At 69.2% G+C, this 12,471-nt stretch carries 12 protein-coding genes; 9 read left to right on the forward strand and 3 right to left on the reverse strand.

Annotated features, from left to right (window positions below):
* Positions 1 to 44: 44 nt before the first annotated feature.
* Positions 45 to 1,472 (forward strand): NlpC/P60 family protein, encoded by a 1,428-nt coding sequence (locus AB0F86_RS03585; RefSeq protein WP_356984298.1) that lies wholly within the window; start codon positions 45 to 47, stop codon positions 1,470 to 1,472.
* 18 nt (positions 1,473 to 1,490) lie between these two features.
* Here AB0F86_RS03585 and AB0F86_RS03590 read toward each other — a convergent pair whose 3' ends face one another.
* Both AB0F86_RS03590 and AB0F86_RS03595 read right to left on the reverse strand, forming a co-directional pair.
* Positions 1,491 to 2,306: a barstar family protein gene (locus AB0F86_RS03590; RefSeq protein WP_356984300.1), complete on the reverse strand. Its 816-nt coding sequence runs from the start codon at positions 2,304 to 2,306 to the stop codon at positions 1,491 to 1,493.
* 9 nt (positions 2,307 to 2,315) lie between these two features.
* Entirely contained in the window at positions 2,316 to 4,262 is a 1,947-nt protein-coding gene (locus AB0F86_RS03595; RefSeq protein WP_356984302.1) for a Hint domain-containing protein, read from the reverse strand.
* 432 nt (positions 4,263 to 4,694) lie between these two features.
* Here AB0F86_RS03595 and AB0F86_RS03600 point away from each other — a divergent pair, with 432 nt between their 5' ends.
* The 8 genes from AB0F86_RS03600 (at position 4,695) to AB0F86_RS03635 (ending at position 11,562) form a co-directional block, all read left to right on the forward strand.
* The gene (locus tag AB0F86_RS03600) at positions 4,695 to 5,861 is read left to right on the forward strand and encodes a MoxR family ATPase (protein ID WP_356984304.1); all 1,167 of its coding nucleotides are present in this window, start codon (positions 4,695 to 4,697) and stop codon (positions 5,859 to 5,861) included.
* A 23-nt stretch (positions 5,862 to 5,884) separates the two neighbouring features.
* Entirely contained in the window at positions 5,885 to 6,841 is a 957-nt protein-coding gene (locus AB0F86_RS03605; RefSeq protein WP_181698086.1) for a DUF58 domain-containing protein, read from the forward strand.
* Entirely contained in the window at positions 6,838 to 7,842 is a 1,005-nt protein-coding gene (locus tag AB0F86_RS03610) for a VWA domain-containing protein (protein ID WP_067635960.1), read from the forward strand. Before AB0F86_RS03605 ends, AB0F86_RS03610 begins: the two co-directional genes overlap by 4 nt.
* Before the next feature lie 84 nt (positions 7,843 to 7,926).
* On the forward strand, positions 7,927 to 8,643 hold the full coding sequence (gene fabG1, locus AB0F86_RS03615; protein WP_356984306.1) for a 3-oxoacyl-ACP reductase FabG1: 717 nt from the start codon (positions 7,927 to 7,929) through the stop codon (positions 8,641 to 8,643).
* 71 nt (positions 8,644 to 8,714) lie between these two features.
* Positions 8,715 to 9,551, forward strand: coding sequence for an NADH-dependent enoyl-ACP reductase InhA (gene inhA, locus AB0F86_RS03620; protein WP_225280704.1), 837 nt, complete (start codon positions 8,715 to 8,717; stop codon positions 9,549 to 9,551).
* Positions 9,551 to 10,600, forward strand: a complete 1,050-nt coding sequence (locus AB0F86_RS03625; RefSeq protein ID WP_356984307.1) for a ferrochelatase — start codon at positions 9,551 to 9,553, stop codon at positions 10,598 to 10,600. The genes inhA and AB0F86_RS03625 overlap by 1 nt, the downstream gene beginning before the upstream one ends.
* Positions 10,601 to 10,685: 85 nt before the next feature.
* The gene (locus AB0F86_RS03630; RefSeq protein ID WP_181698090.1) at positions 10,686 to 11,078 is read left to right on the forward strand and encodes a hypothetical protein; all 393 of its coding nucleotides are present in this window, start codon (positions 10,686 to 10,688) and stop codon (positions 11,076 to 11,078) included.
* A 91-nt stretch (positions 11,079 to 11,169) separates the two neighbouring features.
* Positions 11,170 to 11,562, forward strand: a complete 393-nt coding sequence (locus AB0F86_RS03635) for a hypothetical protein (protein ID WP_225280707.1) — start codon at positions 11,170 to 11,172, stop codon at positions 11,560 to 11,562.
* 47 nt (positions 11,563 to 11,609) lie between these two features.
* On the opposite strand, the gene AB0F86_RS03640 is transcribed toward AB0F86_RS03635, so the two are convergent.
* Positions 11,610 to 12,425: a hypothetical protein gene (locus AB0F86_RS03640; protein WP_181698092.1), complete on the reverse strand. Its 816-nt coding sequence runs from the start codon at positions 12,423 to 12,425 to the stop codon at positions 11,610 to 11,612.
* Between the last annotated feature and the right edge of the window lie 46 nt (positions 12,426 to 12,471).

The raw sequence follows: 12,471 nt of genomic DNA on the forward strand, positions 1-12,471 counted from the left end.
GATGCGCCAGTGGCGTATGTCGAGTCGAGTCACTCGGAGGTGCCGTGCGCGGTGCGAGCGGGCAGGATCAACCAGGGCGGTTACGGATAGCGATCGGATTGCTGGCCGTGCTCGCTGTCGTCGTGACCGCGGGCCCGACGACGGCCGTGCCGCCGTCGCCACCACCGAACCCGTCCGACAGCGAGATCGCGGGCGCGGGCGCCGAGGTCGACGCGCGCGTCGGCGAGATCGGCGCCCTCATCAACCGGGTCGCCGCCGCCGATCAGCAATTACGTGCCCTCGACGACGCCCTCGCGGGCAAGCGCGAGGCCGTCAACCAGGCGCTCGTCGACCTGCAGACCGCGCGTGACGCCGCAGGCGCGGCCGCTGCCGCCGTGGCCGACAGCCAGGCCCAGCTCGCCGACGTCGGCGCGAAGGTCGTCGCCGCCCGAGGCGATTTCGATCAGCTCGCCACCCAGGCCTATGTGCGTCCGTCGTCCAGTTCGGTGGTCACCTATTTCGCGTCGTCCACGCCGGACGCGGCGATGGATCGCGCGCAGGTGCTGAGCATGGTGTCGAAGAATCAGCGCCAGGTGCTCGACGACCTGCGACGCGCCCAGATCGCCCAGGCCAACCAGAATGCCGCGGCCCGCCAGGCCAAGGCCGACGCCGACGCCGCCGCGAGCGCGGCCGAACAGAAGAAGCACGCCGCCCAGGCCGCCGTCGACGTCGCCAAGGCCGAGTTCGACAATCAGGCGGCGGCCCGCGACACCCTCCAGCGCGACCGCACCGCCGCCCAGATCGCCCTCGATACCGCCCGCTCGACGGTGGCAGGCCTGCAGAGTCAGCGCGAGATCTTCCTCGACTGGGACGATCAGCAGAAGGCCCAGCTCTCCGCCCTGCTCGCCGCCGCCAACGCGGCCGCCGCCCGCGCCGCCGCCGATCAGGCCGCCCGCGACCGCGCCGCCCGCCTCGGCGAGGACCAGGGCCCGCACACCGACCTGGAATCGACACCGACCGCACCGCGAAAATCCAAACCGAGATCGACGACCCCGCAGGTCACCGGCTCGGCCGCGATCGAGACCGTGATCGACCGCGCCATGTCCCAGCTCGGCGTGAGCTACGCCTGGGGCGGTGGCGACGAGGAAGGACCGACCCTCGGCATCCGCGACGGCGGCGTCGGCGACTCGCACGGCGACTACAACAAGGTCGGCTTCGACTGCTCGGGCCTGATGCTCTACGCCTTCGCGGGCATCGGTGTCTCCCTGCCGCACTACAGCGGCTATCAGTACAACGCGGGCACCCGGGTCCCCGTCGAGGAACGCGAACGCGGCGACATGCTGTTCTGGGGCCCGGGCGGCAGCGCCCACGTGGCGCTCTACCTCGGCGACGGCACCATGATCGAGGCCCCCGAATCCGGTGACGTGGTGAAGATTTCGCCCGTGCGCGAAGGCGGCATCATGCCGTACGCGGTGCGCATCGTCACCGAGTGAACGCCGCGGTACCGGGGGCTACTCGAGTACGACGGTCGCGCCGGCGTCACGGAGGGTGGAAACGGCCAGCTCCATCCAAGTCATCGGCCCGGCGAGTGTCTCGACCACCGTATCCAGGTGCCGCGCCGAGGCGTCCGAATCGCGCCATCGAACGGTCAGTCCGGGGCGATCCCGCGCGCACTCGCGCAATGCCATGAAGTTGGCGCCGAAATAGCCGCCGGGGCCATTGGCCGCTTCACCGATGGCGCAGTAGAAACCCGCGAGGTCGGTGATGTCGCCGCCGTTCACCGTGATCACAGTGGGCGGAGGCTTCGGCGGAAGGTGGCGTTCGTAGCGCATCGCGACCTCGAGCCAGCCTTCACGCTCCGCCTGCGTCAGCCCGACCCACTGTCCGGCGAGTGTCAGCCGCCCGTGACGAAGTCGATCCCACGCGGCATCAGCGGATCGATGCGCGAGTCGGCTCACCCATCCGGTCATCGAGAACGAGGGGCCGTGATCCTCGGCATGGGTCAGCGCGACCGCGCCGACCCAGTACCGTCCGATGGTGTTGCCTGCCTCGTCGAGTACGTCGAGGTCGAGGTCACCGAGGTCGGCAGGCCGCCGCGTCGACTCGAGGCTCGCGCGGAGCATCGGGCCGACCGACCGGATGCCGTCCGCCCGGAAATGTATCGGTACCAGGCCTTCGGGGGCATAGGCATCGAACTCGTCGCCACTGTTCGCGTCACCGACGAAGAAGTCGTCGAGGCGATCGAACGAGGCGAGCAACGGGTGGTCGGCATCTTCCGAGCGGAGCGCGAATCGCGCACTCGGGCGCGGGTTCCCAGTGATTGTCATGCTCCACCATCAGTCGGCATAGACGATAATTCGCCCGTAGTGGTTGTCCGTCCAACCCACATCGCCATAGGCATTGCGAAGAAGCCGGAACTGATTACCGAGGCCGGGGACCTCGTAGATCGATGAATCCGCCCATTTTCGGGCAACAGCCGCTGGTGTGCCGGGACGGCCTTCGAAGATGTCCGGTGTGCCGTCGGGGTTCAGCCGTTGCGGCAGTTGCCCGGCACGCAGTAGTTCGACAGCATTGCGAATCTCCTTCCTGGCGGACGGCGGCCCGCCCTTCGGTGCAGGGCAATTGTGCACGAGCACGCTCGTGTTCCCCGCGACCACGTAGTACGTGTGCGGGCCGTCGACCTCGAGGTTGTAGACCGGTGCGTGCGACACCTCCCGGCGCGCTTCGACGACACGTGGTCGTTCGTCCGCACGACCGGCGAGCAGCGTGCCCGGCTTCAGATCGCCGGCGTCCACCCACCGCGACAGGGCGGGCACCCAGAACGGGTGGTTGGTCGTCGCGGAGATGATCGCGGTTCGGTCACCGTCGGTGATCGTCAGGGTGACGAGTTCGCGGGATCGTCCGCCGATGCCGTGGACGACGGACCGCACCGACGACGTCGACCGCAGCCCTGCCGACGGCGCCGCCACGGCGACCGGCGTCCCCACGGTGATCTGTTGAATCGCACGAACTGTGCCGTCGGCCAACAGGACCGGAGTACCCGCGACGAAACTGTTCGCGGCGTCGCAGTCGGGCTCGCGCAGACCTTCTTCTATCGCGTCGAGCAGACCCTGCACCTGCGCCTGGCCGACGGCCTCGGCGACCACCTCGGTGTCCGCGGCGAAGCGGGTCTCGTAGTTCACGGTGCGGCGTTCGGCCTGTGCCTGACGCTCGGCGGCGGCCTGTTTCTCGGCGCTGACCGCGGCGAAGACCGCACCGGCCTCGGGCGCTGTACACGTGAGCTCGCCGTTGAACCCGTTCGTCTCGAGCGGGAACGAACCACTCGCGCTGCAGCGTCCACCATGGCGGCCTTCGACCGAGATCGTCGCGGTGAGGGTGACCGTCGCCGTTCCGGTGACGCGGGCTCGGTCCGAGCGGGTGATCCGGCCGGTGAACGGTTGCCGGACAGAGCATCCCGCCGTGCTGCAGGTCAACGCGCCCTGGCCGGGACGGAAGGTGAAGTCGCTGTTCACCGCGCCGGCGAGCCGGCCGATCGCGTTCTGCAACGCGGCCCGCACCTGATCGAGCGAGTCCGCGACTTCGGTGAGAACCAGCTCGGCAGCGTCGGTATCGTCGGCCGGCGCCCACCGCAGCACCCGGTACGGTTCCGAGACCGAGATATCGAGCGTGCCCTCCTCGGTTTCCGCGCGCAGCGCGGGTTCGTCACCCACCTGGACGCGGCCGCGGAGGTCCGCGCGGTCCAGCTGGGCTGCCAGCCAGCTCGCCAGCAGCGCGGGGGAGGAGAACACGGCGGCTTCGGTCTCGATGGGCTCGGGCGCGGTCTGCCATTTGTCCCGATTCGCCGCGCTGACCGGTGCCCGCCCCAGGTCGTCGCGTGTGCCCGAGGCAGGCCCGAGGTAGAGCTGCCCGCCCGCGCGCACGATCTCGGAGGACTGCCCGTCGACCGAAACCGTTCCGGTGGTGTCGCCGGTCGCGGTGACGGTCACGTCCCAGGTATGGGCACTGCTGGGCACGGTGGTCCGGTACCGCAGCGCCGGTTTGGACGACAGCGACGACAACGCCTGGTAGAACGGCGCGCTGCTGCCCGCCGGTTCCGGCCACGCCAGCCACACCGCCGCGCCGACGACCAACGCGAACACCGTCACCACCGAACCGACGACCAGCCCGATCACCCGCCCGCGCGGGCGTGGCTTTCGAAAGTCGAAGACCGGCTGCGGTGGGTAATGGATCGGGTGGCCACCATACGGCTGCCCCTGACCGAACTGCGGATTCCCCGGATACATCGCCAATCGTTCCCCCCGGCCCGAGAAATATTCGGGCGCAATGTGTTTCGCGAGGGAGGGTAACAAGCCGGCCGGGTTCGGGCGAGTCGTCGGCGAAATCGTCCGAACGCCCGGGCCGTCCACGCCGTTGCCCGGCCGCGGTTCGAGCAGGCGTGCCGCCACTGTCCGCGCGGGCGAGGAAGCACACGCACACACTTGTCGTGCGACGACAACGACACCGGTCGACGAATTCGGCGATGTCGCCGGACCCGCCGCGCACCTGGCGGATTTCGGCAATGATGCAGGTAGTGTCCCTGCACTCCGCGCTCGCGCCCGTTCGGGCGCTCGCACCGAGAGGGCCGAATTGCCGCCGAGTCATGGCCGGTTGCGGCGCACCGGGCGATTCAATGGAATAGTTGGGGCCGCACGCACAGGACCAAAGCGAAAGCGGGGATGTTGGTGACTTCGACGGAAGGTGTGAGCGGGCCGAAGCTGGCGAAGGACGCCGGTACGGCAACGCCGAGCACCCTGGAGCGTGACGTCCAGACTCTCGAGAAGGCGATCTACGAGGTCAAGCGGGTTATCGTCGGCCAGGATCGGCTCGTCGAGCGGTTGCTCGTCGGTGTGCTCGCCCGTGGCCACGTCCTGCTCGAGGGTGTACCCGGCGTCGCGAAGACCCTTGCCGTGGAAACGTTCGCCAAGGTCGTCGGTGGTTCGTTCTCGCGGGTGCAGTTCACCCCCGACCTCGTGCCGACCGACCTGATCGGTACCCGCATCTACCGGCAGGGCCGCGAGGAGTTCGACACCGAACTCGGCCCGGTGGTCGCCAACTTCGTGCTCGCCGACGAGATCAACCGCGCGCCCGCCAAGGTGCAGTCGGCCCTGCTCGAGGTGATGGCCGAGCGCAAGCTGTCGATCGGCGGCAAGACCTACCCGATGCCCGATCCGTTCCTGGTCATGGCGACCCAGAACCCGATCGAGAGCGAAGGCGTGTACCCGCTGCCCGAGGCGCAGCGCGACCGCTTCCTGTTCAAGGTCGTCGTGGACTACCCCTCCGTGGAGGAGGAGCGCGAGATCATCTACCGGATGGGTGTGAGCGCGCCGGAACCCAAGCAGATCCTCGAGCCCGAGGACATCATCCGGCTGCAGAAGGTCGCCGCCAATGTCTTCGTGCACCACGCGCTCGTCGACTACGTGGTCCGCGTCATCAGCGCCACCCGCACCCCGGCCGAGTTCGGCATGCCCGACGTGGCGAGCTGGATCTCCTACGGCGCCTCCCCGCGTGCCAGCCTCGGCATCATCGCCGCCGCCCGCTCGGTCGCGCTGATCCGTGGCCGCGACTACGTGGTGCCCCAGGACGTGGTCGAGGTGATCCCGGACGTGCTGCGCCACCGCCTCGTGCTGTCCTACGACGCACTGGCCGACGAGGTTTCGCCCGAGGACGTCATCAAGCGGGTGCTGCAGACCGTCGGTCTGCCGCAGGTCGCGCCGCAGGCCGTCGGCGGCCCGCAGAACTCGCAGCCGCCGGTGCCCCAGCCGCCCGCTCCCCACTCCCAGCCTGCGCCGCAGCCGGTGAACGGGCAGCAGTCCCAGCCCGCCGGCCACGTCGCACCCCAGTGAGTGCGCCGGAACCCGTTGCCCGCGTGCCCGAGCCGTCTCACGTACCGCCGTCGTTCCGGGCGGGTGAGCTGACCGACCCGAAACTGTCGGCCGCGCTGAAAACGCTCGAGCTGACGGTGCGCCGCCGCCTCGACGGTGTGCTGCACGGCGACCACCAGGGTCTGATCCCCGGCCCGGGTTCGGAGCCGGGGGAGGCGCGGCTGTACCAGCCGGGCGACGATGTGCGCCAGATGGATTGGTCGGTCACCGCCCGCACCACCCATCCGCATGTGCGGCAGATGATCGCCGACCGCGAACTCGAGACCTGGCTCGTGGTCGACCTGTCGTCGAGTCTGGACTTCGGCACCGGGCGCGTGCAGAAACGCGACCTGGCGATCGCGGCGGCCGCGGCCATCACCCACCTCACCTCCGGCGGCGGCAACCGCATCGGCGCCGTCGTGGCGACCGGTCAGGATCTGGTCCGGATTCCCGCGCGCGCCGGGCGCCTGCACGCCCAGACCATGCTGCGCGGCATCGCGACCACCCCGCACGCGCGCGACGGTGTGCGCGGTGACCTGAAGGCGGGCATCGAATCGTTGCGCCGCCCGCAGCGCAAACGTGGTCTCGCGGTGGTGATCAGCGACTTCCTCGGCGACGTGGACTGGCAGCGTTCGCTGCGCGCCATCTCTGCCCGCCACGACCTACTCGCGGTGGAGGTGCTCGACCCGCTCGACATCGCACTGCCCGACGGTGGCGATGTCGTCCTGCACGACCCGGAGACCGGGCACACCCGCGAATTCAGCGTGACTCCCACGCTGCGCGCCGATTTCGCCGCCGCGGCCAACGCGCAGCGCGAACAGGTGCATCAGGCGCTGCGCAGTTGCGGCGCGCCGGTGCTGAGCCTGCAGACCGATCGGGACTGGATCGCCGACGTGGTCCGGTTCGTGTCCACCCGGCGCCACAATCTCGGCGCCCCGAGCGGGCGGGTGCCTCGCCAGTGAGTATTTCGCATTTCACCGCCGCCGCCTGGCTGGGTTTCCTCCTCGTCGTCGCGCTGCTGGTCCTCGGTTATGTGCTCGTGCAGCGCGCCCGCCACAAGCGGATGCTGCAGTTCGGCAACATGACCGTGCTCGAGCGGGTCGCGCCGTCGCGGCCGAGCCCGATGCGGCACGTGCCGATCGCGCTGATCCTGGTCGGGCTGATCCTGCTCACCATCGCCGCCGCCGGGCCGACCGCCGTGCAGAAGGTGCCGCGCAACCGCGCGACGGTGGTGCTGGTGATGGACGTGTCGCTGTCGATGGAGGCCACCGATGTGCCGCCCAACCGGCTGCAGGTCGCGCAGGAAGCGGGCAAGGACTTCGTCGAGGGACTGACCCCGGGTATCAACCTGGGTTTCGTCACGTTCGCCGGTACCGCGTCGGTGATGGTGTCGCCCACCACCAATCGTGAGGCGGTCAAGCACTCGATCGACAACATCAAGCTGGCCGAGCGCACCGCCACCGGTGAGGGCATCCTGACGGCCCTGCAGTCCATCGACACCCTCGCCGCGGTGCTCGGTGGCGCGGAGACGCCGCCGCCCGCGCGCGTGGTGCTCATGTCCGACGGCAAGCAGACCGTGCCCGACGACAAGGACATCGACAACCCGCGCCACGGTTTCACCGCCGCCCGCCTCGCCAAGAACAAGGGCATCCCGGTGTCGACCATCTCCTTCGGCACCGAGTGGGGCACCGTCGAGATCCCCGATTCCGACGGTGGCGGCTCGCAGCGGGTGAAGGTTCCCGTCGACAACGACTCGCTGCGCGAGATCGCCGAGCTGTCCGGCGGCGACTTCTACACCGCCTCCTCACTCGCCGAGCTCACCGCTGTCTACGACACCCTCGAAGAGCAGATCGGCTACGAGACCACCCGGGGCGATGCCAGCAGGCCGTGGCTGCTCGGCGGCATGTTGTTCGTCGCGGCGGGCGTGCTCGTCAGCTTGCTCTATCGTCAACGCCTGCCCTAGCTTGCCGTACTCGGCGTTGTGAGCAGTCGCAACGGTGCGACCCTGACGCCGGGCCCTGGAACCAGAACAGATAGGTTGGACCCTATGTCGAACGTCACATCCCGGTCGGTGCTGGTCACCGGCGGTAATCGCGGAATCGGTCTCGCGGTGGCCCAGCGCCTGCTCGCCGACGGGCACAAGGTCGCCGTCACCCATCGCGGGTCGGGCGTGCCCGAGGGACTGTTCGGGGTGAAATGCGATGTCACCGACAGCGAGTCGGTCGACCGGGCGTTCACCGAGGTCGAGGAGCACCAGGGTCCGGTGGAGGTGCTGGTCGCCAACGCGGGCATCACCGACGACACGCTGCTCATGCGCATGACCGAGGAACAGTTCGAGAAGGTCGTCAACGCGAACCTCACCGGTGCGTTCCGCTGCGCCAAGCGTGCCAACCGCGCCATGCTGCGCGCCAAGTGGGGCCGGATGATCTTCCTCGGCTCGGTGGTCGGCATGATGGGCCAGGCAGGTCAGATCAACTACGCCTCGTCCAAGGCGGGCGTCATCGGTCTGGCCCGGTCGGTCACCCGCGAACTCGGCTCGCGCAACATCACGGCCAATGTCGTCGCGCCCGGGTTCATCGAAACCGATATGACCGCGGATCTGCCTGAGGACATGAAGGACATGGTCGAGAAGTACATCCCGCTGCGGCGGGTCGGCCAGCCCGAGGATGTCGCGGCCGTGGTCAGCTTCCTCGCCTCCGAGGACTCCCGCTACGTCTCCGGCGCCGTCATCCCGGTCGACGGCGGCATGGGCATGGGCCACTGACCCGCTGACCGACTCCCCGTGGCGGGCGATCAGCCCGCCGCATCCCCGAATCGCAGGAGAACCGAAAACCCATGGGCGGACTGCTCGAAGGCAAGACCATCCTGATCACCGGCATCATCACCGATTCCTCGATCGCGTTCAGCGCGGCGGCGGTCGCGCAGGAGCAGGGCGCGAAGGTGATCATCACCGGCATCCCCGAGCGGCTGCGCCTCATCGACCGCATCGCCAAGCGGCTGCCGCAGGAAGTGCCCCCGGCCATCCCGTTGGACGTCACCAACGAGGAGAACCTGGGCGCGCTGGCCGACGCCGTGCGTGAGCTGGCACCCGAGGGCATCGACGGCGTGCTGCACTCGATCGCCTTCGCGCCGAAGACCCTGATGGGTCCGGACGCGGTGCCGTTCCTCGAGGGTCCCGGCCCCGATGTGGCCAAGTCCTTCGAGATCTCCGCCTGGAGCTACGCCTCGCTGGCCCGCGCCGTGCTGCCGGTGATGAACGAGGGCGGGTCGATCGTCGGCATGGACTTCGATCCGCGCGTGGCGATGCCGTACTACAACTGGATGGGCGTGTCCAAGGCCGCGCTCGAGTCGGTGAACCGGTACGTGGCCCGGGAAGTGGGTTACGCCAAGAAGATCCGCTCCAATCTGATCGCCGCAGGCCCGGTGAAGACCCTCGCCGCCAAGGCCATCGCCGGTACCGCCACCGACGACGCCAAGCAGCTGCGTCAGCTCGACGAGTACTGGGACGGCGCGTCGCCGATCGGCTGGGACGGTGCCGACGCGCGCGCCGTAGGCAAGTCGATCGTGGCGCTGCTCTCGGATTGGCTGCCCGCCACCACCGGCTCGATCATCTATGTGGACGGCGGCGCGAGCCACAACATGTGGTTCCCGGAGAACTTCACCGCCAACTGATGGCCGACGCGCTGCTGCTGCTGTCGTTCGGCGGCCCCGAGGGTCCCGAGGACGTGCTCCCGTTCCTGGAGAACGTCACCCGGGGCCGCGGGGTGCCGCCGGAACGACTGGCCGAGGTCGCCGAGCACTACCTGCATTTCGGCGGGGTCTCGCCGATCAACGCCCTCAATCGGCAGATCATCACCGCGCTCGCGGCCGATCTGGCCGACGCCGGACTCGACCTGCCGGTGTATTTCGGCAACCGGAACTGGCATCCGATGGTGGAGGACACCGTCGCCACGATGACGGCCGACGGTGTGCGCTCGGCCCTGGTCTTCCCCACCTCCGCGTGGGGTGGGTATTCCGGCTGCCGCCAGTACGACGAGGACATCGCCCGAGCCCGCGCCGCCGTGGGTGCGGGCGCGCCCGAACTGGTGAAGCTGCGCCAGTATTTCGATCATCCGCTGCTGATCGCCTCCTTCGCCGACGCGATCACCGCTGCGGTACAACAGCTTCCGGCCGACCACCGCGAGGGCGCGCGTCTGGTGTTCACCGCGCACTCCATCCCCGTCGCCGCCGACAATGTCGCGGGACCGCCGGCCGACGGTGGCCGCCTCTACAGCAGGCAGGTGGCCGAAGCCGCCCGATTGTGTGCCGCCGCAGCGGGTTTCGCCGAGTACGACGTGGTGTGGCAGTCGCGGTCCGGGCCGCCACAGGTGCCGTGGCTCGAACCCGACATCGTTGATCACCTGGATGTGTTGCACGCCAAGGGGATCGAGTCCGTGGTCGTGTGCCCGGTGGGATTCGTCTCCGATCATCTCGAGGTGATCTGGGATCTCGACAACGAGGCGGCCACCAGGGCCGGTGAACTCGGGATGGCCTTCGCGCGCGCCGCCACGCCCGGTACCGATCCCCGTTTCCCCCGGATGATCGTGGAGCTGATCCAGGAGCGCCTCAGCGCGGGCGACGTGCGTGAGCTGGGCGAAGTCCCCGGTTACGGCTGCACGGTCGACGGCGCGCTGTGCGCTCCCGGCTGCTGCGAACTGCCCCCGCGCCCCGCGCGTGCGTGAGCACAACCGCATAACCATTCACCGCCCGCGCCTACTACGCGGGTAGGCTGGGCGGTTGTTGTGATCGACAGATCGGAGGCATCCGATGCGCTCGACAAAACGCCGTCACGCGGCCGCGCTGCTCCTGCTGCCCGTCGCCGGGACGTTCGCCCTGGCCGGCTGCGGCGGTGATTCCGGGTACGAGACCGGCCCCGAACCGACCGAGCCGACCATTTCCCAACCGACCGTCGACAGCCTGTGCAGCATCCTCGACTCCCAGCAGGGCACCTGGAAGGCGCTCGGCCCGGAGGTCGGCCGGGTGGCGTTCAACGGAGCCATGCGCCTGTGGGCGCAGCGCGACACCATCGCCAATGCCGCCATCTCCTACGACCGCTTCGTGGTCGACGAGGTCACCAACCGCAGCTGCCCCGGGGTTCGCGCCGACACCCTCACCGTCCTGGACTATCCGGATATGAAGACCGCGCTGAATGGATTCTGAAGCGGCGGTTCCCCGTTGGTGAATCAGGTGGGTTAGCATCGCCGGTGTTCTTCGGCCGGGAGGGTCGAGCAGCCGCGACGGGGGAGGCCCGATGAAGACTGTCCACACGGCGGAAACGATCTTTGCCAAGCGGGGTGGCGGCGGCGGGGTGAGCGTCGGGGTCGGCCTGCCCGACTGGGTGTGGCTGATCATCATCGCCGTGATCGTGCTCATCGTGGTGATCGTGCTGATCCGCAAATTCGGTGGCAACTCGAATCAGGGTGCGCCCCAGCACATGCCGCAGCAGTTCGCCCAGCATCAGCAGCCGTACCCGCAGCAGATGCCGCCGAACTACGGCCACCCGCAGGGCGGATACGCGCAGGCTCCCTATCCGCCGCAGTACCCGCAGGCGCAGTACCCGCGTCCGTACCCGCCTCAGCAGCCGATGCCCTACCCGCCGCAGCGGGCGCCGTACCCGAATCAGTACCAGCAGCCGTATCGCTGACCGTCGGTCCGCTCGTCGGATGAGCTGTCGGGCAACCTTTTCCGGCGTCAGGCGGCTGGTCGCGCGGCCGCGTGGATGGCGACCAGCCGGGCCTGTCGGATCGTGTTCCACAGCGGACGCAGCAGTGATTCGTGGGCGCCGATGGCCGTGGCCGAGGTCGGCGACGACGCCGGTTCGTGTTCGGCGACCGTGAGAATCGCCGCGACATGGTCGGCCGTGTCGAGAATCCGCTTGGCGCGCAACGGAATCGAGTCGGGATAGGCGTGCTTGGCGTAGGCGGCGAGTTGGGCTTCGATCTGCTCGCGCGGGTCGGCGTCGGACGGGCCGATCGAGGTGGTGTGCAGCTGCATGAGCGCGTCGGCGGCGTCGCGGACCGCTTCACGCATCGTGTACTCGGCGGCGCCGAGGGTCATGTCCGGGTCGCCGACGGGCGGGACGATCACGCTGTAGACGGTCCACTGCAGGGTGTCGTCGTCGTCCCAGTGCGGGATCAGACCGGTGCCCTCCTGGCCCGGGACGCCGATCAGGATGCCCTCCTCCGCATCGATGGCATCCGCCGCGAAGGCGCTGCCCACCGGCAGGCCGCGCACGTCGCCGGGTGCGGGCAGCACCAGGCGCAGGTGTGCGCCCGAGGGAGCCATCGCCTCACGGATGACCTTGAGCAGCGGCATGGCGCCGGTGCCGGGAAGGTCGCCGCGGGAGGTCCACGGTAAGTCGGTGCGGCCACCGGTGGCCGGGTCGCCTGCGGCGATGGTGTGGCGTGGCGCCCAGGCGTGCAGCGACTCCAGCACGTCGTCGGGCGCGCTGGTACCGGCCAGCCAGGAGCCGGCCCAGACCGTCAGCGTGGCACTGGGAGAGCACATAATCATCGAGCATAAAGGTTCGCCCCGATCCGTGTGCCGGGTCTGA

The organism is Nocardia sp. NPDC023733, assembly GCF_040639775.1.
Lineage (GTDB): Bacteria > Actinomycetota > Actinomycetes > Mycobacteriales > Mycobacteriaceae > Nocardia > Nocardia rosealba.

Bases quoted from the DNA above. Each gene is read 5' to 3' on its own strand.
- AB0F86_RS03600 (WP_356984304.1), top strand. From the start codon at position 4,695: ATGTTGGTGACTTCGACGGAAGGTGTGAGCGGGCCGAAGCTGGCGAAG.
- inhA (WP_225280704.1), top strand. From the start codon at position 8,715: ATGGGCGGACTGCTCGAAGGCAAGACCATCCTGATCACCGGCATCATC.
- AB0F86_RS03595 (WP_356984302.1), bottom strand. From the start codon at position 4,262: ATGTATCCGGGGAATCCGCAGTTCGGTCAGGGGCAGCCGTATGGTGGC.
- AB0F86_RS03635 (WP_225280707.1), top strand. From the start codon at position 11,170: ATGAAGACTGTCCACACGGCGGAAACGATCTTTGCCAAGCGGGGTGGC.
- AB0F86_RS03590 (WP_356984300.1), bottom strand. From the start codon at position 2,306: ATGACAATCACTGGGAACCCGCGCCCGAGTGCGCGATTCGCGCTCCGC.
- AB0F86_RS03625 (WP_356984307.1), top strand. From the start codon at position 9,551: ATGGCCGACGCGCTGCTGCTGCTGTCGTTCGGCGGCCCCGAGGGTCCC.
- fabG1 (WP_356984306.1), top strand. From the start codon at position 7,927: ATGTCGAACGTCACATCCCGGTCGGTGCTGGTCACCGGCGGTAATCGC.
- AB0F86_RS03630 (WP_181698090.1), top strand. From the start codon at position 10,686: ATGCGCTCGACAAAACGCCGTCACGCGGCCGCGCTGCTCCTGCTGCCC.
- AB0F86_RS03640 (WP_181698092.1), bottom strand. From the start codon at position 12,425: ATGTGCTCTCCCAGTGCCACGCTGACGGTCTGGGCCGGCTCCTGGCTG.